The sequence below is a fragment of the Chitinophaga sp. genome (genome assembly GCF_039596135.1).
GTDB lineage: Bacteria > Bacteroidota > Bacteroidia > Chitinophagales > Chitinophagaceae > Chitinophaga.
In genome coordinates, this window is record NZ_JBCNKH010000103.1 from 1 (window position 1) to 20,261 (window position 20,261).

The following is a 20,261-nucleotide window of genomic DNA, read 5'->3' on the forward strand; positions in this document are numbered from 1 at the left end:
TTTCGGCAGAAGGAATAGTTTTTTTGGGGCCGCGGCAGCAAGGAAGGGGCGCTTTTTGGGGCTGGTGTCAGTGGGAAGGGCTTGTTTTCAGCAGAAGGAATAGTTTTTTGGGCCTGCGGCAGCAAGGAAGAGACGTTTTTTTGGGGCTGGCACCAGTGGGAGGGGTTATTTTCAGCAGAAGGAAGGGTTTCTTTTTGGCTGATGCCGTATAGATATTATTTCATATAATGAAAAAGCCGGATCGTGCAAGCGATCCGGCTTTTTTATTATATGGTACTATTTTATCACTCATACGACTTCTACTATACCTAAAACGCTGTATCATTTAAAACACCCTCTATGAAGATCCATTACAAAGACCGGTTGTACGGGCGACTCCGCCGCGTACGCCAATCCTTTCTCATGATGGTCTGCCTGTTAGCATGTCTGAAGCTAACACCAGCCACCGCCCAACTTTCCCGCCTCCACGCCGATGGCAAACGTATTGTCAACGCCTCCGGCCAGGAAGTACTCCTGAAAGGCGTCGGCCTCGGAGCCTGGCTCCTCCAGGAAGGCTACATGATGAAAGAAGGTGGCGACGGCCCCCAGTGGTCCGTCAAAAAATACCTCTACGACCAGGGGCAAACCGACGCCCAGGTAGAAGCCTTCTACCAATCCTGGCGTAACAATTTCATCACCAAAGCCGACATTGACTACATTGCCTCCCTCGGCTTCAACTGTGTGCGCCTGCCCATGCACTATGAACTCTTTCTCACCACTGCCCAGAGAGCAGAACGGCTGAAAGTGATTCATGCCAATGCCAGCGCCAGCTCTGTATCCACGTACATCAGTGCACTCACTACATGGTATAACAACAATACCCTGTTCACTGACACCAACACAGAAGGCTTCCGTCTTGCCGACAGTTTGCTGAAATGGACTGCTGCCAACAACATGTATGTGATCTTAGACCTCCATGCCGCCCCCGGCTCTCAGGGTCTCGACCACAACATCAACGATGGTTTTGTAGGCAATGACCTGTACAACCAGGCCATTTATGGCAACATGACCGTTCGTTTATGGCAGGCACTCTCCCGTCATTACATCAACAACGACGGTGTGGCCATGTATGACCTGATCAATGAACCACACAAGGTACCCAGCAACACAACCGTGCATGACATCTTTGAAAGACTGGTCAATGCCGTTCGTGCCGAAGGTGATACCCATCTCCTTATGGTAGAAGGGAATGGCTATGGTAATAACTACGGGAGCATGCAGCCCTATACTTTTACCAATCCCACCAACCTTGTGTATAACTCACACCGCTACTGGAACTCTACCGACGTCACCGTGGGTAACAGTGATCCTAACCAGATCTCTGACCTGGCCAATATCGCTGCCTGGAGAAATACCTACAATGTACCGGTATGGGTAGGTGAAACCGGGGAAAACAGCAATGACTGGCTCTCTGCCAATATCGCCGCCATGAACAGTATCGGCGTAGGCTGGTGCCACTGGACGTACAAACGACTCACTGCTGGTGAAAATGCTGCGCTGCTAAGGCTTACAGGCCCTTCTGTACTCGATGGCGCCGGCAACATGAGTGCTGTGCTGAACAACATCAAATTTGCGAACAATATCAAAAACACCAACACCATTGCTGCCGTAGCTCCCGGGCAGGCTGCCAATGGGCCTGTGGGCAAAACGATCTGGCTGAAAGGCTTTAATGGAAAATACGTGAGTTCCAGAGGAGGCAGCGGCGCTATGTGGTGTGACAGTAATACTGTTGGCACCTACAATAAATTCTACGTGGTAGATGCCGGGAATGGCAAAATCGCATTGAGAAACAGTGCGCTGTTTGTTTCTTCTGAAAATGGTACACAGGCTATTACCTGTAACCGGAACGTATACCAGGGATGGGAAAAGTTTGACTGGATTGTAAATGCAGATGGAACGATTTTTTTAAAAGGCAGTAATGGCTTATACGTTTCTTCTGAAAATGGTACACAGGCGATGACCTGTACCCGCACTACCGGTAGTGGCTGGGAAGCTTTCTCCTGGGGAGAAGTGAGCAGTGCTGCCCCAATAGGTCAAACCATCTGGTTACAGGGAAATAATGGTCAGTATGTGAGTTCCAAAGGCAATGTGAGTCCTATGTATTGCAATGCCACTGCTGTACAAGGCTGGAACCAGTTTTTAGTTGGGGATGGCGGAAATGGCAAAATCACGCTGAGTAATGGCGGATACTTTGTATCCTCTGAAAATGGTACACAGGCCATTAATTGTAACAGGGCTACTGCCCAGGATTGGGAGAAATTTGACTGGATACTGAATGATAATGGTACCGTATCGTTAAGAAGTAGTAATGCGTTGTATGTTTCTTCTGAAAATGGTGCGGCTGAGATGACCTGTAACAGGACTTATCCACAGGGTTGGGAGCAGTTTAAATTTGGAATAGTGCCTGTTGCTGCGGCAAGAAAAGCTTCGCAGGAAACTATAACAGTTCATACTGAAACTGGCTTGCTGGTGTATCCAAATCCTGTTGCAAAAGGAAATTTGCTGGTAGTAAATGTAAAAGATTATGATGGCAAATCTCCTGTACAAATATCTTTAGTAGATGTAAACCAAAAGGTGGTCCTATACCGCAAAGAAAACGCTGCGCGTATAAATATAGCTACTGCAAACGTAGCATCCGGATTCTATGTAATCAGGGTGACGAGTGGTAACAAAACCTATACGCAAAAAGTACTGATCCAATAAACCTGTAACACATGCAATCACTATACCGCAGGAGCCTTTGCCTCATGGCAATCCTCCTTTCCCTTACCCTGCACGCCATTTCGCAATTCAAGGTAATCGGCTATTTCCCTACCTGGGAAGGCAGTGTCAATGCTATCCAATACGATAAACTGACCCACATCAACTATGCCTTCCTCATTCCTAATTCCGATGGTAGCTTACAGACTCCTGATGATCCCAACAGGCTCAGAAGTCTCGTCACAGCTGCCCATGCCGCAGGCGTAAAAGTCATCATCTCCGTAGGTGGTGGTGGCGGAGATGTTGGTTTCCGCACCTTCTCCCTCACGGCCAGCGGCAGAACCACCTTTGTCAACAATATGGTGAACTTCTGTAACACCTACAATTTAGACGGCGTGGACCTCGATTGGGAATATCCCTCTGCCGGTACCCAGGCCACCGCATTTTTGACTTTAATGTCTCAACTGGCCACCGCTATGCATGCCAATGGTCGTGTTGCTACAGCGGCTGTAATAGGCCTTTATGGTGATGACAGTTTTTTAAGTACCTTGTTCCCGGTTGTAGACTGGCTCAATATCATGGCTTATGATGATAACCCACCAGATCATTCCACCTACAACCTGGCCGTTCAATGTATGAATTACTGGTTAGGCCGTGGCTTACCAAAAGAGAAAGCAGTATTAGGTGTACCCTTCTATGGCCGCCGCGACTGGAGTGGCGATTTCAGTTTTGCCACGTTATTAAGCATGGGCGCTGATCCATACGCCGACCGCCTGGGAGATATTGGTTACAATGGCATTACTACTATCAGGAATAAAACTACGCTTGCTCTCAATGTGGGCGCCGGTATTATGATATGGGAAATTGCCCAGGATGCTACAGGCACCAATTCTTTATTGACAAATATCCACGATGTGGTCAATAATGGCAATACCTCCACAGCACCTATCGGCAAAACTATCTGGCTCAAAGGAAACAACAGCCAGTACGTAAGCTCCAAAGGCAATGTCAACCCAATGTATTGCAACGCTACAGTAGTCGCCGGCTGGAACCAGTTCTTCGTAGGCGATGGCGGTAACGGAAAAATTACATTAAGCAATGGCGGATATTTTGTATCTTCTGAAAATGGAGAGCAGGCCATGAACTGTAACCGTACCGTGGCAGACGACTGGGAGAAGTTTGACTGGATTCAGAATGCAGATGGTACGGTTTCTTTACGTGGAAATAACGGTTTATATGTTTCCTCCGAAAATGGAGCTGCCGCTATGACCTGCACCCGCACTACCGCACAGGGATGGGAAGATTTCTCATGGGGCGAAGTATCTGGCGCAAGAATGGCTGCAAGTGAAGATAGTGTGGTAAGTTTGAAAACCGAAAATGGGTTGGTCGTATACCCCAACCCTGTCAGCAAGGGTAGCGAACTGACTGTAAATGTAGCTGGCTATGACGGAAAAACCTCCCTGCAGGTACTCGTAAAAGATCTATATCAACGAACTGTACTTTATAAGAAAGCGGGAAGTGCCCGCGTTAGTATTTCCACTGGTAACCTGGTCCCCGGGATGTATGTAATCGTGATCACCTATGGCAATAAAATTTTTACTAAACAGGTCCTGATACTGTAAAAGGTATCCTTACAGGACCGGTCATTGCGCATATGACCGGTCCTGTGTTTCCACGATTTTTTTATCACCCCCCTTAATAAACAATAACCATGAAAAGAAGAGTACTGTATGCGCTTTTGTTGATGGGCTGCTCAGCCTTTAGCCGGGTAGATGCACAGACGCCACCTGCTACCTGGCAGGAACACTGGTTTGAGCACAATCAATTGTTGACACGGGTATTTTATGACAACGATGTTGCTGTCTATTACGACAGTGACGTGAACACTTCTGTTACCTGGCCATACCAATACATGGGCAATGTATGGCGGTATACAAAAAAGACCTATGGGTGGTTTGGCGCCGACCCACATTTGTTTGTCGTAATGCACACCAACAAGTACAGCGGTGGTCATCCTTCCGGCTATTTCGATGCCAGCCATGACAATCGTGACGTAGCTGATGTGGGGCCGGGTCCATGGACGAGTGCAAGCGGTGGCGATCATGACCTGCTCACACACGAAGTAGGCCACATTGTAGAAGGCGATTCCAAAAATGCACACAACTCTCCTGCATTCGGCATCTGGGGAGACAGTAAGTGGGCGGAAATTTACATCTACGACGTATACCAGGGCCTGGGTATGACCAGCGATGCCGCCAGGGTATACACCACTTTTACCAATACCACTGACAATTTCCCTGCCACTGGTACACACTGGTTCCGCGACTGGTTCTATCCTATTTACAGCCAGTATGGTGGCAGCAAAGTACTGAACAGGTATTTTGTATTATTATCTTCTTATTTCCCCAAGAGCGGCAGCGACTATGCCCGTTCACTGAACATGGGTGAGTTCATTCACTTCTGGAGCGCTGCGGCTGGCGTAAGTCTGAAATCACAGGCTACCACCGCATTCGGCTGGAATTCCACGTACGAAAGCCAATTTAATCAGGCTCAGATTGATTTCCCTATCACATATGCACCGGTCACTATTGCTGCGTACATGTACCAGGATATCAATTATGGCGGTTATGGTATCTCATTGCCAGTTGGTAGCTATAACCTCACTGCTTTAAAAGCATATGGTGCTATCAATGACGATATTACATCTGTAAAAGTTACACCTGGTTATAAGGTGACTTTGTATGCAGATGACAACTTCTCCGGTGCCTCACTGGTACTCACTTCCGATGTGTCATTGCTGGATGTAAGCACCTGGAATGACAAGGTAAGCTCTGTAAAAGTTGAAGCGGTTACCACCGCTGCTGCCGAAAAAGAAAGCGCGGAAGTAAGCGTATACCCTAACCCGGTATTGAAAGGCGGTTTGCTGACCGTAAATGTGGGTAAATACGATGGTAAGGAACCTGTGTACGTATCTGTAGTAGATGTGAATAAGAAAGTAGTGGCAGAAAGAAAGGATAATGCGGCAAGGATTGCCCTGGAGGTAAAAGATTTACCGGCTGGCGTATATGTTGTGATTGTGACGAATGGCAGAAAGAGCTATACGAAGAAGATAGTAATTCAGTAATTAAAAAAAGGAAGCATCTCAACTGAGATGCTTCCTTTTTTGATGCTTTGTCCAGTCTGTTGTTCCTTACATCCTTTCTCCTGCTTCCCGATGGTTCCCGTTTGTTGATATTTTTGCCTGTTGATATTATCTTAACCAATCGGATCCTTTCTAATTATTTATCCTTCTGTAATGCTGTTTTCTTAATGTCCTGACCATCCCTGTTTTCTTCAGTCGCTGTGGCTACGATAATATCGCCCGTCTTCAGGTCTCCAAATACTTCCACCTTACCATCTGCTTCCCGGCCTGTAGACACGGGTACATGTACTGCCTTGTTGTTTTCCACCTTCACCACGAATACCTGTACAGTAGAATTCACTACTGCTGATTTAGGCAGAATGAATGCGCTATCTGCTGTATTCATCGGAATGCTCACTTCAGCAATCATACCTGGCAACAGCTTCTTGTCATTGTTAGTTACATCCATTTCAATACGCTGTGAACGAAGACGGGCATCCAGCGCACCTGCCAGGCGGTTTACCTTAGCCGTAAACTGTTTGCCCTGGAAAGCTTTTACAGTAAAATTCACTTCGCTGTTGCTACCCAGGTAGCTGGTGTATGACTCCGGTACAGAGATTACCAAACGCAGTTTATGCTGTTCCTGCAGGGTCACGATAGGCAGCTCAGAACCTTTGCCGGTAGGACCTACATATGCACCTGCACTCACATTACGCGCTGTGATGATACCGCTGAATGGGGCACGGATTTCAAGGTAGTTCCGGGTATCAGATACCTCTCTGTAAGAAGACTTTGCTGCTTCCAGGTTAGCGAGGTCAGAGTTCATTTTTGCCTTTGCCTGATCCAGGTCATTTTTAGAAACGGTACCAGGCGTAAGACTGGTAGTATATAAACGATCGTAATTCGCTTTGCTGGCCAGGTAAATCGCCTCCTGTGATTTGAGCCGGGAATCGGCCGCATTCAGCTGTGCAGTCAGCTCAGGTGCTTCCATGGTCACCAGCAGGTCGCCGGTGTTTACTTCAGAGCCTACGTCCACATTCAGTTTTTTCACAAAGCTGCTCACTTTCGCATAAATATCTACCTGTTGGAAAGCGATCAGTTCACCCGGCAGTTTCAGGGTAGAAGACAGCTTCCCTTTCTGAATGGCAATCACCGGTGTAGCCGGAACTTCTGTGACTGCGCCTTCTTTTTCTGATTCGCCTTTTGAGTGGCCGCAACTGTTCAACAGCAGCATGGCGGGTAAGCTGCACAGTAATATTATTCTATTCTTTTTCATATGACTATTCATACAAGGATGGTACATAGTTTTTACTTTCTTTATCTTCCGGATCCAGTGATACGGATTTGGTACTTGCTTTACCCTGTGCCCATGAGAATACCAGGGGCAGTAAGAAAAGGGTACTAAAGGTGGAGGCCACCAGGCCACCGATTACCGCACGACCCAGCGGGGAAGTCTGGTCACCGGTTTCACCCAGGCCACTTGCCATTGGGATCATACCAGCCACCATCGCAAGACTCGTCATCAGGATCGGACGCAAACGCAGTGCAACCGCTTCTTTTGCAGAAAGGACCGCGTCGCCATTATGACGGCGTAACTGCTCGGCATTCGTTACCATCAATACCGCGTTGGAGATCGATACACCTACCGACATGATGATACCCATATAAGACTGGAGGTTCAGGGTGGAACCTGTCAGCAAAAGCAGGGTCAGGGAACCTATCAGTACTGCAGGTACAGAAGCAAGTACCACCGCCGATACCTTGAAGGACTGGAAGTTTGCCGCCAGCATCAGGAAGATGACTATAATGGCTACGATCAGACCACTCTGTAAGCTATCGAGGGTATCTGTCAGTGTAGAAGTCAGACCTACCAGGTCTACCGTAAGACCACGTGGCAATTCGCCCATTGATTTGATTGCTTTGTTTACTTCTGTAGTAGCAGTACCAAGGTCAATGTTATTGAGGTTGGCTGTTACTGACAGGGTAGGCATTGCACCAAGGTTATCTGCTTCGCCCAGTGTGGTATCGGGGGTGATGGTAGCTACATCGCCCAGTACCGGGCGCGCACTGTTTGGCAGCAGTGGCAATTCCTCGATGGCATGGATGTCAGTCATTTTATTTTCCGGGATCTCTACCTGTACGTTGTAGCTCAGGTTTTGCTTTTCATCTACCCACACGTTTTTCTCCGTATAGCGGGAGGAGGAAGTAGAAGCTGTGATAGTACGGGAGATGGTTGCCAGGTCAATACCCAGTTGAGCTGCCCGTAAACGGTCAATCTCAATTTTCAGTGCAGGATATTTGGTAGATTGTCCCAGCTGTACGTCACGGAGGAAAGGAATTTCTTTCAGTCGTGCAATCATCTTGTTGGCATATTGCTCTGCCTGTTTCCTGTTCCTGCCGGAGAACCTTACCTCGATTGGGGTAGGTGAACCCTGGCTCAGGATTTTTTCTGTCAGTTCAATTGGTTCAAAGGATGGTGTCACATCTGGTTCTACCTGTTTCAGTTTTTCCCTGATCTTATCTTTCAGTTCATCCATGTTCGTTTCATACTCTTCTTTCAGGGCTACCTGGATAACTGCTTCCTGTGGACCTGCCATCCACAGATAGATAGGTGCAGTAGAGAAGAGACCAGGGTGCTGACCGATATAAGCAGACGTGATAGATACATTCTCTGGACCAACAATATCCCTGATGGTATTGATCGCTTTCAGTGTTTTTTCTTCAGTGAACTCAGCGCGGGTACCATCCGGTGCACGTAACCTGAGCTGGAACTGACCACCGTTACTATGTGGCAATACGTCACGACCAATGTGGTTCAGTAATAGAACTACCAGCGCCATACCGCCAATGATATATACTGTAACAATCAGCTTACGGGCCGGCATGATGCGCTCTATGAAGCGCATGAAGCGGTTACGGAACTTATCAAACCTTGTGAGTGGCTCGTCGTGACCGCCATGTGGATGTTCAACGAGTACTTTCTTTTCATCCCATGTATCTTCCTCCAATCCATCGGGTCTGTAATCTTCAGGTTTGCCATGACCATGTTCCTTCATGAGCCAGTTGGCCATAACAGGTACAAAGGTTTGTGCCAGAAAGTAAGAGATGACCATTGCAAAACCAATCGCGAGTGCCAGTGGCAGGAACAATGAACCTGGTATACCCCCCATAGTGAATGCCGGGGCGAACACAGCGAGGATACAGAAGAGTATCAGGAGTTTCGGGAAGGCGATTTCCTTACACGCATCCCAGATAGCGAGGCCTTTCGGCTTACCCATATCCAGGTGCTGGTGTATGTTTTCAATCGTCACCGTACTTTCATCCACCAATATACCAATGGCCAGGGCAAGACCACTCAGTGTCATGATGTTGATTGTCTGCCCCGCTAACTTGAGACAGAGTACTGCTGCAATGATAGAGGTCGGAATCGTGAGGATTACAATGAGTGCACCCCGTGGGTCACCCAGGAAGAGTAATACCATCAAACCTGTGAGCACCGCACCAATTGTACCTTCACTGATCAGGCTCTTTACGGCGTTGATTACATATATGGACTGGTCAAATTCAAAAGACAGCTTCACATCATCCGGCAACTGCGCCTGAAATCTTGGAATAGCTGCTTTCAGTTTCTGTACCACATCCCATGTAGAAGCGTCTCCATTCTTTGCTACGGAGAGGTAAATAGAGCGGCGTCCGTTTACCAGGGCATAACCGGCCGTGATATCTGCACCATCTTCTACAGTGGCTACGTCGCGGAGGAAGAGGTTCTGTGCACCCCCTTTGAAGAGCGGAATATCTTCAAAATCTTTTACGGTATGAATTGTCGTGTTTACAGGGGTGATAAAGTTCTTACTACCAATGCGCACGTTACCGGAAGGAGACACCTGGTTGTTGAGGCGAAGTGCTTCCACCACCTGGTCTGGTGTCAGGTTGTGAGAGCGTAATAAAGTTGGATCCACTTTGATTACCACAGTACGGATGTTACCACCAAAAGGAGGGGCGGACAGCAGACCGGGGATCTGGGTGAAGGACGAACGCACATAAGTGTTGGCGAGGTCCAGCAGTTCGTTGTTATTCCTCTTTTCGCTGCTCAATACCAGGTTACCTACAGGGAGGGTAGAGGCATCGAAACGAAGAATAAACGGTGGTTGCGATCCTTGCGGGAAGATGGCCTGGGCACGGTTACAGAAGGCGGCAAGCTCCGCTTGTGCCTGTGCCATGTTTGTACCCGGATAGAAACTTACTTTCAGGAGTGAGAGACCCTGTATATTTTTCGTCTCTATGCTTTTGATACCATTTACATAGAGGAGGATGTTTACATATTGTTTACCAAAGAAAGCCTCCATCTGGGTAGGTGTATAACCGCCAAAAGGATGCGATATATACATCACCGGAAGGTCCAGCTTTGGAAAGATATCCACCTTGATGGTTCTAACCGCACCTACGCCGAAGAAGAACAGGGCGGCCACGATCACCAGGATGGTTATGGGTTTGCGTAATGCTGATCTTATCAGGTTCATCTAATTAGAATTCATTAATGAAAAGAGAAAAATTACCACTGGCGGCTGCTTTCAGGAGCAATGCCTGCCATACGTTCGTGTACGCGATATCCCGGTCTGTTTCTGCACGGTTCAGCGTGTATAACACCTGTGTTACATCCACGATCGTATTCAACCCGTTTTTGTACAATACAGTGCGCTGGTTGTAAGCATCGGATGCTGCTGTTACCTGTATGGGCGCCTCCCTGTAGTTGTCCAGTGCATTCTTCATTTTGATGTCAGACAGTTGTAACTGTGCAGTGAGCTGTTGCTTTACGAGATCATATTGGTCCTGTATACCTGATGCAGTAAATTGCTGTGCTGCTACCTGTTTATTGACCCTGAGAACAGAAGTCAGGTTCCACGTTACGCCTATACCCAGCAGATAGTTGCTACGGCTGGGTTTCACACCATCCCAGTAAGCATGTGTATAATTGGACTGATCTGCGGCGTAGTTTGTACCGAACCCGGAACCTCTCGTTTGCATCGTGCCAAAGAAAGAGAAGGTTGGATAGTACAGTCTTTGTAAATACTTCGCTTGTTCCTGGTTTACCTTGAGTTGGTTCTCGTAGTACTTCAGGGTTGGGTTGTTCGCTACGTCAGCAGAATCTGCAACGGCGTGCGGAATCTGCTTGATGAACACTGTGTCGAGTACGAAGTTCTGTACTGGTACACCCATGAGTACAGCCAGGTTGTTGGCCTGTGTCTGCTCATTGTCTTTTGCATTTGTGTAGGCGATGCGTGCATTGGATACTTCCGCATTGGCAAGAGATGAATCTACGCCGGCGATCAGGCCATTGTTCACACGGGTCACTACAACAGCGCGAAAGGTATCGGCCCTGTCAAGGTTGTTCTTCCAGCTACGTGTGAGGCGCTGTGCAGCGAGTAAGTTGAGGTAAGCGGCGGCTACCCTTACTTCGTGCTGAAATTTTTCCTGTGTCAGGTCAGCAGAATCTCTTTCGACGGTGGCCTGTGCGGTTTTGATTTTTTCCTTCATACGGCCAAAGGAGAAGAAATCCCAGTTCACATTGGCCAGGTACAATCCACCAAAAGCTGAATTCCAGTTATTCTGTGCGAGGGTAGGGCCTGATGAGGCTACGGCAAGACCATTCAGGCCGTAAGAAGGGCCATAGATACCATTGATGGTACCATAATCCTGCTGTCCGGCCACGTTCACGTTAGGCAGGTATTCCCGCTTCACGGACTGCGCTGTTGACCGGGACGCTTTTAGGTAGTTGGCTTTGGCCTTGATGGTCCCATAGTTGGCGAGAGCAGTCTGCACTGCATCTTTAAGCGTCAATACCTGTGCGTGTGCCATCTTCGCTGGCCCGTACAGGAGTAAGAGAAAGAGACAGACGAGTTTTTTTCTTTGCATGATAATTGAACATTAGACCATGATACCTTAATGTAGTAGCCTGGGGTGCGGTGTGAGCACTTCCTCATTTGCCACTGACTTTAAAGTACCTATTGATTCATCGAAAATAATTTGAATGATGTGCCATCCATTGGCATAGTCGTATTGGATGGCGAAGTGGTTGAGATCGCAGATCTGTTTTACGATTGCGAGACCAATACCGATGGAATCACTTCTTCTGTTGCCTTTTTTAAAGCGGTGGAAGAGTTCACTGGTAGAGACCTCAGGAGGGAGACCAGTGTTGCTGATCACGAGTTTTTCCCTGGTGAGGTTGACAACTATATTTCCATTAGCAGTATTATGACGGATGGCATTGCTCATCAGGTTACCCAGGAGAATGTCTGCAAGGGCGGGGTGCAACTGTAGCGCGATACCTTTAGTTATATTGGTTGACAGGGAAATGGATTTCATTTCCAGCAATTCCGAAAAGCTGTTTATCGTTTCTGTTACCAGGCCAGAAAATGAAATGGTGCGTTTATCATCATATTCATTGTTCTCCATTTTGGCCAGCAGCGTCAGGGAGCTATTGATTCTTGATAATTTCTCGATGGCATTCTGCATATCACTGATGAGTGACATGACAGTATCTACGTCTTTTCCATGCAGGTATGATTCTGTGAGCAGTTCCAGTTTGCTACGCAAAATAGCAAGTGGTGTCTGCAATTCATGGGAGGCGTTTTCGGTAAACTCTTTCAGTGCACGGTAGTCATCCAGTGCTTTGTCAGTCATATTATTTAAGAAGCTATTAAGGGCTTTCAGCTCTTTGGCATTGGGTTCCGGGAGTGAAAGTCTTTGTTTCTGTTTTACGTTGAACCGCTGTATTCTTTTCAGCGTTCTGTTGAATGGTGCCAGGATGATACGGGATACGAACCTGGCAGACAATGCTGTGAGCAGGAACAGGATGGAGAAGATCCATATGAAGGAGCTGGCCAGTCCTGTCAGAATTTCGTTTGCCTTCGTAATATAATTATAGGAGCAGATACTGTACCAGGTGCCGTTGATATTATAATATGAAGTAACGGTGAGGCGACATTCCCTGTGTTTGAGCATCGTGTTGTAGAAGGTATGTTCATACACGTCATACTTATTTACAGGGACTTCGTTCTTCAGCATTTTGATTTCGGCCGGTCTGCCACGGAGGTAAGTATCCGGGCTTACGCCGTTGCGCATAGTCTGGGCCATGAGGTCATTGTAGACCTTCAGGCGGCTTATTTCAGCCTCATCTATCTCTGATTTTACCTTATAGTAGGCGATGCCTATACCTGCCAGCATCGCTGCCAGTGTGATACACAGGTACCATAAAGTAAATTTGTTAACGAGTTTCATGACCTTTGTTATGAAGCGGTTGTATTGAACTTATAACCTAATCCGTATACTGTATTAATGTAATCACCTCCATTGGCTGCATGAATCTTCTTACGTAAATTTTTCACGTGCTGATATACAAAATCAAAATTGGAGAGGTTGTCTGTATAATCACCCCACAGGTGCGCTGCTATCGATTGCCTGGAAAGCACCCGGTTCTTGTTCACAAGGAAATACAATAACAGGTCGAACTCTTTGGGAGTTACGTCGAGTGTTGTATTATTTACCAACGCTTCCAGTGTGTCTGTATTCAGCCGGATCTCATTAAAAGTGACAATATTGCTGCCTTGCAGTTTCTTTCTTCGATATACAGCTCTTAATCTTGCATGCAATTCGGGAAGGTGGAACGGCTTAGTCAGATAGTCGTCGGCACCTCCTTCCAGACCAATGATCTTGTCATCCAGTGAATTCTTTGCGGAGATGATGACCACACAGCTGTCGATCTTTTCAGCGTGTATGAGCTGCAGGAGGTCAAGACCATTTCCATCCGGCAAAGTGATATCCAATAGAATACAGTCGTATTGAAATGATATTAATTTATTGTGCGCGTCATTGCTGGTGTAGCTTACTTCACACAGGTATCCTTCTTTTTCGAGGAAACTGGTGATGCTGGCAGCCAGCTCTATATTATCTTCAATGAGCAGTACTTTCATACAGCTGCAAGATTCGTTTTAAAATTTGAAGCAATCTTGAAGGTGTGTATGAAGCAAAAAGGATCCAGTTGAGAAACGTGGATCCTTTTTGGCTTATACTTCTTACAAATAGCAATCATGACGCAAAGATGGTAAGAATCCCGGCGGAATTTATTGTGCTATTCAAACAAAAAATTGTAAAATTCAAAGAATTTGAAAATAGTTAAGTCACTTTGTTAAAATCCTGTACCAATTCGGCCAGAATTAGAGTTTCCTTAAAAAGTGCTTAAAATTTACCAGGAGCCCGGGTTGTAAAAATAAAATATATGGGTGGCGGAATTGGGGGATAAGTGGTAGGGTGTTTGAGAGGGAATTAAAAGCAGGCTAAAAGCCTGCTTTTAATCATTATAAGGTAGCCATATCTATCACAAAACGGTATCGTACATCGCCTTTCAGCATTCTGTCGTATGCATTTTGTATATAAGGCATCTCGATCAGTTCAATATCGGATACAATATTGTGTTCGGCGCAGTAGTCCAGCATTTCCTGTGTCTCTTCAATACCACCGATCATAGAGCCTGCAATGGATTTGCGACCCATGATCATTGCAAAAGGATGTACAGAAGCCGGGGTTGGAGGTGCGCCCACACAAATATGTACGCCATTCGTCTTCAGCAGACCCAGGTAGGCACCATAATCATGTTCTGCAGAAACGGTATCGAGAATGAAATCGAACTGACCTCTGGCTGCATTCACGGCTTCCTGGTCGCTGGTAAGCAGGAAGTGATGGGCACCCAGGCGCTCGGCATCTGCTTTCTTGGAAGGAGAGGTACTGAGCATGGTCACTTCTGCGCCAAAAGACACGGCAAATTTCACTGCCATGTGGCCGAGACCGCCAAGCCCCAGTATGCCAACTTTATGGCCTTTACCCACCTTCCAGTGGCGAAGCGGAGACCAGGTAGTGATACCTGCACATAATAATGGTGCTACTGCCGGCAGGTGCAATTTCTCAGATACCAGCAATACGAAGTCTTCGTTTACCACGATCTTGTTGGAGTAACCGCCATAAGTAACGGTTTTCTTATCCTGCTCATAGCTGTTGTAAGTACCGGAAGAACCATTCAGGCAATATTGTTCCTGACCCTGCTGGCAGTTTTCACATTCGCGGCAGGAATCTACCAGGCAACCTACACCTACGAGATCACCGGTTTTAAACTTTTTTACATGTGCACCCACCGCGGTGACACGGCCTACTATTTCATGGCCTGGCACCATTGGGTAAATGGAATTTCCCCACTCATTTTTGACCTGGTGTAGATCTGAGTGACATACACCACAGTATAAAATGTCGAATTGTACGTCGTGAGCGCCTGGTTCTCTTCTTTCAAAATTGAAAGGTCCAAGCTGCGCCTGGGCGTCAAACGCAGCATATCCTTTAGCTGGAATCATTTCTTTGTAATTAATAAACGTGAGGAAATAGTCATTGCTTCTCTACGAACGCGAAGGTAAGGGGTGTGGTGAGGATTAAAAAGGGGAGGAGGACTATTAAATAAAATAGCGGAGAAGGGGCAAAAATCCCTTCCGCCTTCGGCAGAAGGGATTTTTGCCCCGGGGGGGAAAGATAAGTTTTTCGGCCGCCGTTTATCTCAGCAGGTTGATTGCACCTTTCTTTGTGATGATTGTTTTATCGTTTTGTATTACCCGGATGGTATACATATATACACCAGTTGGTTGCTTTTTACCATTGTAAGTGCCATCCCAGCCGGTGCCTAAAGTTGTAGTATGGAAAATCAATTCTCCCCACTGGTTGAACACCATCATGTCCAATGCGGCAATCGTATTGCCTTCTGCCTTGAAGATGTCATTCAATCCATCTCCATTTGGGGTAAAGGTATTGGGTACATAGATCGGATCTGCTTTTAACTTTACTGTCAGGCTATTGGCATTGTTTTCACAATTCAATGCCCCCAGGGCCACTACAGTAAGATTCACACTATCGATCATCTGGACTGTGATGGTATGTGTGGTGCCTGTATGCCCCGAACTTGGATCTGTGTATGCACCTCCATTTACAGATACGAGATACCCCGTTGCATCAGGTACAGGATCCCAGGTAAAGGTAATCGTGCTGCCTGATGTATTATCGGCTTTGATCTTCGGCGCATCTACTTTTTCAAATGGTGTTACTGTCACCTGCGTACGTACACTTACACAGGAACCATTTACGGCTTCTACAAAATAAGAGGTAGGTATTGTAACAGGGGGTGTCGTAAAACTATCGCCAGCGCCCAGGTTATCGCCACCGGAGATCATAGGGTACCAGTTGTAAGTCAGGCTGTCTACAGGATTGGTAACCACCAATGTTGCTGTGCTGTCAGGACATACGGAAGGCGCTGTCGCAACAGGGGCATCTGGCTGGGAGTTCACGGTGATTTTAACGCTGTCTTTTACAATACAGCCAAAAGCGTCTTCGGCAGTCACTGTATACTGTGTAGAAGCTGCAGGTGTAATGGTGGTCATGGAATCAGCAATGGCACCGGGTTCCCAGGTATACTTTACAACCTGGCCACCTGTAGGTACAGCATATATAGTTGTGGACGCACCTGCGCAAATAGCTGCGGGTCTTGCTTTGGCAGCTATCTGTATAGGTGAGTTCTGTGAAAGGGTTGTGTCAAACTGTGTCACACAGCCATTTCCATCCATGATGCTTACGGTGTAAGCACCGGCAGCCAGGTCTGTGGCTGTATTGGTAAACTGAACCGGATTTGTATTCCACGACAGTGTCAGCGGAGCAGTACCCCCACTCACTGCAACCGTAATGCTGCCATTAGCGTAACCACAGGTAGCGGGTACTGTTGTAGCACTAGCCGTCAGGGGTACAAATGGTACAGCAGAAATAGCGGCTATCACAGCCCGGGAATCATTGCCACCGCCTACTACATAGTCAAAAGTAACAGATGATAATAACTGTGACTGGTTGTCACAGGGAACAGGAATATCCACTGCATACATGCGCGGATCATTGCTACTGAGTCCTTCTACATTATAAGGCGGCGCAGAAATTCTTTGTACACGGCCAATGGCATTGATCATAGGATTGCTGCCGCCGAACCAGTCTGCCACGGTGAAAGTGCCTGCATTGATATCCGGTGCATTTACAAAATGCAGGGTTACATTGAATGTGCTTGACTGTTCTGTAGACCATGCCAGTATACTGATTTTGGAATAAGCAGCCGGTGTAAGCAATGTGTAGGTACCCGTAGTAGCACTACCTGTTGCAACTGCATTGGCAGAGAGATAGATCGCATTCAGGCTATCGTAATTTTTCAGCTGGTAGGTACGCTGTCCGTTTACAATAGTCCCGTTGTCCGGCAAGCCGGCTGCGAGGCTATTGGTGGTCGCAAAAGTGGCTGAATACAATATCTTTTGCTGAAGGTCAAGACCAACGGTGGTCACTGCTGCAGCATCGGTGCCTGTTTCTGCAAAGGCATCGATGGCATACCCTGTAACAGGTACAGGGGTATACGTTTGCCCATAGGATTTGCATAGGCATATCAGTAAGAGAAGAGAGGCGAAGTAGATTCGTGTCATGGAAATATATTATTATAATTATGGACTAACATCAACGAAGCAGGGCCACCCATCCGGCATAAGTCTTTTCTCCGGGGGCTGGTTTTATGATATAGTAATAAGTGCCGAATGGCATTAGCTGTCCTTTCCAGGTACCGTCCCATGCTGAGAAACCAATACCTTTGAATATAATCTGGCCATAGCGGTTAAAGATTTCGGTCGTCGCATTCGGGCGGGCTTTGAGCCCATCTACTTCCCAGCGGTCGTTGATACCATCGCCATTCGGACTGAAGGCATTGGGGATGTCGAGCACGAGGTCGGGGATCACTTTGTAGTAAGCGCGGCTGATGCTGTCTGTGCAGCCGATATCATTGGTCACATAAAGGGTTACGCGAAAGTCGCCGGTGATTTCATACTTATGCTCAGGTGAAAAGTCAGTAGAACCTGTTCCATCTCCGAAGTCCCATTCATAACTGCCGCCATTCTGAGAATTGTTTGTAAAAGTAAAGTCTGCATTCTTGAATTCAACTGCAATGTTCTGCCCCGGGGCTGAACTGAATAGTGCGATAGGCATGGGAACGATGCTGATGAGCGATGTCTTTGTAATGGTAGTGGAGCATTGGCCCTGTGCTGTAGCAGTCAGTGAGACAGTGTATACGCCTGTATTATTATAAGTATGTGAAGGATCTTCTATAGCAGATGTAGAACCATCTCCGAAGGTCCATTGGTAACTATCTGCATTGCGCGATTTGTTGTCGAAGGTAATGGCAACAGGTGCACAGCCCTGCGTGATATCAGGTGTGAATGCAGGTACCGGCAATTGAATGACGGCGACGGTAGCAGGCGTGGCAGTTGCTGTACAGGCGCCATCTGTAACGGTCAGATTAATATTGCCGGTGGTGGAATACTGTACATCATAAGGTCCGAATCCGGTACCGGTTTGTACGGTGCCACCACCCCAATCCCATGTTGGCACAGCAGCGGCAGAAGCGGTACCTGTGAAGGTAATAGTCGTTGCGTCTCCTGCACAGATGGGAGATTTACTTACGGTGATATTTAACTGTGGCAGTGCAGACACTGTTACTGGTTGTGTGGTCACCGTTGAGACGCAACCATCGTCAGTCACCTGTAATTGCAGGTTGAAGTCACCCGCATTCGGAAATGAAATTTGATAAGGTCCGCTATCTGCACCACTTTGTACAGTAGCACCGGCAAAGTTATTCCAGTTGTAAGTAGCAGCAGGAGTAGCAGTGCCACTGAAGGTAACAGTGTTAGTACCTCCCTGGCAAATGATGGCAGGTGTGACTGTAAATGAAGATGTAGGTGTAGGCTTGACTGCTACATCCACCGTATCTTTTATAATACAACCAAAAGCATCTTTGGCCGAGACAATATATGATGTTGTATCAGCGGGAGTGTCTGTAACCGTTTGCCCGGCAAGCGTTCCTGGTGACCAGGAATAATCAGTGACAGTGCCGCTGATGGGTGTGGCCGTCAGGGTAACAGGATCTCCGGCACAAATTGCTGTTGCACTGGCACTGGCTGCAATCGTGGCAGATGATATTAATGACACGGTATCATTCACTGTGAATACGCAACCATTTGCATCGGTGAGTGTGCCTATATACGCACCTGCCGGAACATTCGTAGCAGTAGCTGTGGTTTGTACGGGCGATGTATTCCACTTATAGGTATATGGTGTAGATCCATTGGTTGCGGTGAGGGTAAGTGTACCATTAGCGCCACCGCAAATCGCATTTGTATGTGTGCTGCTATAAACAACAGGTGTGTATGCTACACCGGCCAGTGCGAGGAGGAGTGCTCTTGATGTACCGCCGGTGGCGGCTAGCTGTGTGAAGGTAACAGATGCCAGTGACTTGCCCAGCACTGCACAGGGAATGTTGAAATCAAAAGCATAAAAGCGTGGGTTGGTGGAGGTCACCCCATCTACCGTCATGGGTGCATTGGTACGGGTAATGCGGCCATAGCCGGTAACTACAGCGGGAGTACCATTGAACCAGTCTTTGATGGTAATGGTGCCTGCATTGGAAGTAGTGCCATCTGTAAAGGTAAGCAATACTGATACGGTGCTAATGCCTTCGGTTCCGAATGCGAGCAGACTTAATTTGCTGTAGATGGCGGGAGTAGTGAGCGTCAGTGTTCCTGTTCCAACAGTATTGGGTACGCTGTTCGAAGGCAGTGCCATATACAATGCGTTGTTTGCATTGAAGGCAGCCATCTGCCATGTTTTGGTACCATTTACAAAAGTGCCGGTGGGAGTAATACCCCCGGAAACGCCGTTAGCAGTAGCGAAAGCTGTAGTATGAATTACGTGATTGCTACCATCAATGACTGTAGACGTTGCGGCCAGTGCACTGTTGCCGGCTTCTGCTACAATGTCTGCATTAAAGCCGGAGACAGTGATGGGTACAAAGGTCTGGGCAAATAGGGGCTGCCAACCTGTTAATAAAACGGTTAACAATACCAGGGCATAGAAGTGCTTCATGAATGGTCATTATAGGTTAGCTATAAATGAAAATATGCGACGGTATAGGCCGTAGCAGGAAATAGATATAGTGCGTCTAAATAAATACTTGGAGTGGAAGGAAAAGGGTGGGGAGGCTTAAATATATTTTTTATTTTAATGATTAACTACAGTTATATCGAGTTGTTTGGTATTGATGGGTGGGTTGTGTTTTTCCCATATTCTTTTTTGTTCGAATAAGATCGTGGTCTGGCCGGGTGCTTTGGAGTGCACCATGAATACTACATCGAGGCTATTGCCGGCTTCCATGCGCATGGTTTCGATGTTATAGTTGTAGCGAACCACTTCTACGCAGTCAGGATTAGAGACAGTGAAGAACCATTGAAAACCGGCAGTG

12 protein-coding genes are annotated in these 20,261 nt (G+C 47.2%); 3 read left to right on the plus strand and 9 right to left on the minus strand.

Annotation, left to right across the window (positions count from 1 at the left end):
• The first annotated feature begins 339 nt into the window (after positions 1 to 339).
• From ABDW16_RS29560 to ABDW16_RS29570, 3 genes are all read left to right on the plus strand, one after another.
• Positions 340 to 2,742: a cellulase family glycosylhydrolase gene (locus tag ABDW16_RS29560; protein WP_343674869.1), complete on the plus strand. Its 2,403-nt coding sequence runs from the start codon at positions 340 to 342 to the stop codon at positions 2,740 to 2,742.
• An 11-nt stretch (positions 2,743 to 2,753) separates the two neighbouring features.
• Positions 2,754 to 4,361, plus strand: coding sequence for a glycosyl hydrolase family 18 protein (locus ABDW16_RS29565; protein WP_343674870.1), 1,608 nt, complete (start codon positions 2,754 to 2,756; stop codon positions 4,359 to 4,361).
• A gap of 89 nt (positions 4,362 to 4,450) precedes the next feature.
• A complete protein-coding gene (locus tag ABDW16_RS29570; RefSeq protein ID WP_343674871.1) occupies positions 4,451 to 5,863 on the plus strand; it encodes a T9SS type A sorting domain-containing protein in 1,413 nt (470 codons plus the stop codon).
• 154 nt (positions 5,864 to 6,017) lie between these two features.
• On the opposite strand, the gene ABDW16_RS29575 is transcribed toward ABDW16_RS29570, so the two are convergent.
• From ABDW16_RS29575 to ABDW16_RS29615, 9 genes are all read right to left on the minus strand, one after another.
• Positions 6,018 to 7,136 carry an efflux RND transporter periplasmic adaptor subunit gene (locus tag ABDW16_RS29575; RefSeq protein WP_343674873.1) on the minus strand — a complete coding sequence of 373 codons (1,119 nt, stop codon included), beginning with the start codon at positions 7,134 to 7,136 and terminating at the stop codon, positions 6,018 to 6,020.
• A 4-nt stretch (positions 7,137 to 7,140) separates the two neighbouring features.
• Positions 7,141 to 10,380 (minus strand): efflux RND transporter permease subunit, encoded by a 3,240-nt coding sequence (locus tag ABDW16_RS29580; protein WP_343674875.1) that lies wholly within the window; start codon positions 10,378 to 10,380, stop codon positions 7,141 to 7,143.
• 4 nt (positions 10,381 to 10,384) lie between these two features.
• Positions 10,385 to 11,773 (minus strand): TolC family protein, encoded by a 1,389-nt coding sequence (locus ABDW16_RS29585; RefSeq protein WP_343674877.1) that lies wholly within the window; start codon positions 11,771 to 11,773, stop codon positions 10,385 to 10,387.
• A 27-nt stretch (positions 11,774 to 11,800) separates the two neighbouring features.
• Entirely contained in the window at positions 11,801 to 13,138 is a 1,338-nt protein-coding gene (locus ABDW16_RS29590; protein WP_343674879.1) for a histidine kinase dimerization/phospho-acceptor domain-containing protein, read from the minus strand.
• Between the two features lie 8 nt (positions 13,139 to 13,146).
• Positions 13,147 to 13,830: a response regulator transcription factor gene (locus ABDW16_RS29595; protein ID WP_343674881.1), complete on the minus strand. Its 684-nt coding sequence runs from the start codon at positions 13,828 to 13,830 to the stop codon at positions 13,147 to 13,149.
• 384 nt (positions 13,831 to 14,214) lie between these two features.
• Positions 14,215 to 15,258 (minus strand): NAD(P)-dependent alcohol dehydrogenase, encoded by a 1,044-nt coding sequence (locus tag ABDW16_RS29600; protein WP_343674883.1) that lies wholly within the window; start codon positions 15,256 to 15,258, stop codon positions 14,215 to 14,217.
• A gap of 192 nt (positions 15,259 to 15,450) precedes the next feature.
• Positions 15,451 to 17,400, minus strand: coding sequence for a gliding motility-associated C-terminal domain-containing protein (locus tag ABDW16_RS29605; protein WP_343674885.1), 1,950 nt, complete (start codon positions 17,398 to 17,400; stop codon positions 15,451 to 15,453).
• Positions 17,401 to 17,431: 31 nt separating this feature from the next.
• The gene (locus ABDW16_RS29610) at positions 17,432 to 19,885 is read right to left on the minus strand and encodes a PKD domain-containing protein (protein ID WP_343674886.1); all 2,454 of its coding nucleotides are present in this window, start codon (positions 19,883 to 19,885) and stop codon (positions 17,432 to 17,434) included.
• Positions 19,886 to 20,020: 135 nt separating this feature from the next.
• Positions 20,021 to 20,261 (minus strand): protease inhibitor I42 family protein (locus ABDW16_RS29615; RefSeq protein WP_343674888.1); only part of this gene is annotated, 241 nt, incomplete at its 5' end.

Bases quoted from the DNA above. Each gene is read 5' to 3' on its own strand.
- ABDW16_RS29570 (WP_343674871.1), top strand. From the start codon at position 4,451: ATGAAAAGAAGAGTACTGTATGCGCTTTTGTTGATGGGCTGCTCAGCC.
- ABDW16_RS29580 (WP_343674875.1), bottom strand. From the start codon at position 10,380: ATGAACCTGATAAGATCAGCATTACGCAAACCCATAACCATCCTGGTG.
- ABDW16_RS29585 (WP_343674877.1), bottom strand. From the start codon at position 11,773: ATGCAAAGAAAAAAACTCGTCTGTCTCTTTCTCTTACTCCTGTACGGG.
- ABDW16_RS29575 (WP_343674873.1), bottom strand. From the start codon at position 7,136: ATGAAAAAGAATAGAATAATATTACTGTGCAGCTTACCCGCCATGCTG.
- ABDW16_RS29590 (WP_343674879.1), bottom strand. From the start codon at position 13,138: ATGAAACTCGTTAACAAATTTACTTTATGGTACCTGTGTATCACACTG.
- ABDW16_RS29595 (WP_343674881.1), bottom strand. From the start codon at position 13,830: ATGAAAGTACTGCTCATTGAAGATAATATAGAGCTGGCTGCCAGCATC.
- ABDW16_RS29610 (WP_343674886.1), bottom strand. From the start codon at position 19,885: ATGAAGCACTTCTATGCCCTGGTATTGTTAACCGTTTTATTAACAGGT.
- ABDW16_RS29565 (WP_343674870.1), top strand. From the start codon at position 2,754: ATGCAATCACTATACCGCAGGAGCCTTTGCCTCATGGCAATCCTCCTT.
- ABDW16_RS29600 (WP_343674883.1), bottom strand. From the start codon at position 15,258: ATGATTCCAGCTAAAGGATATGCTGCGTTTGACGCCCAGGCGCAGCTT.
- ABDW16_RS29605 (WP_343674885.1), bottom strand. From the start codon at position 17,400: ATGACACGAATCTACTTCGCCTCTCTTCTCTTACTGATATGCCTATGC.
- ABDW16_RS29560 (WP_343674869.1), top strand. From the start codon at position 340: ATGAAGATCCATTACAAAGACCGGTTGTACGGGCGACTCCGCCGCGTA.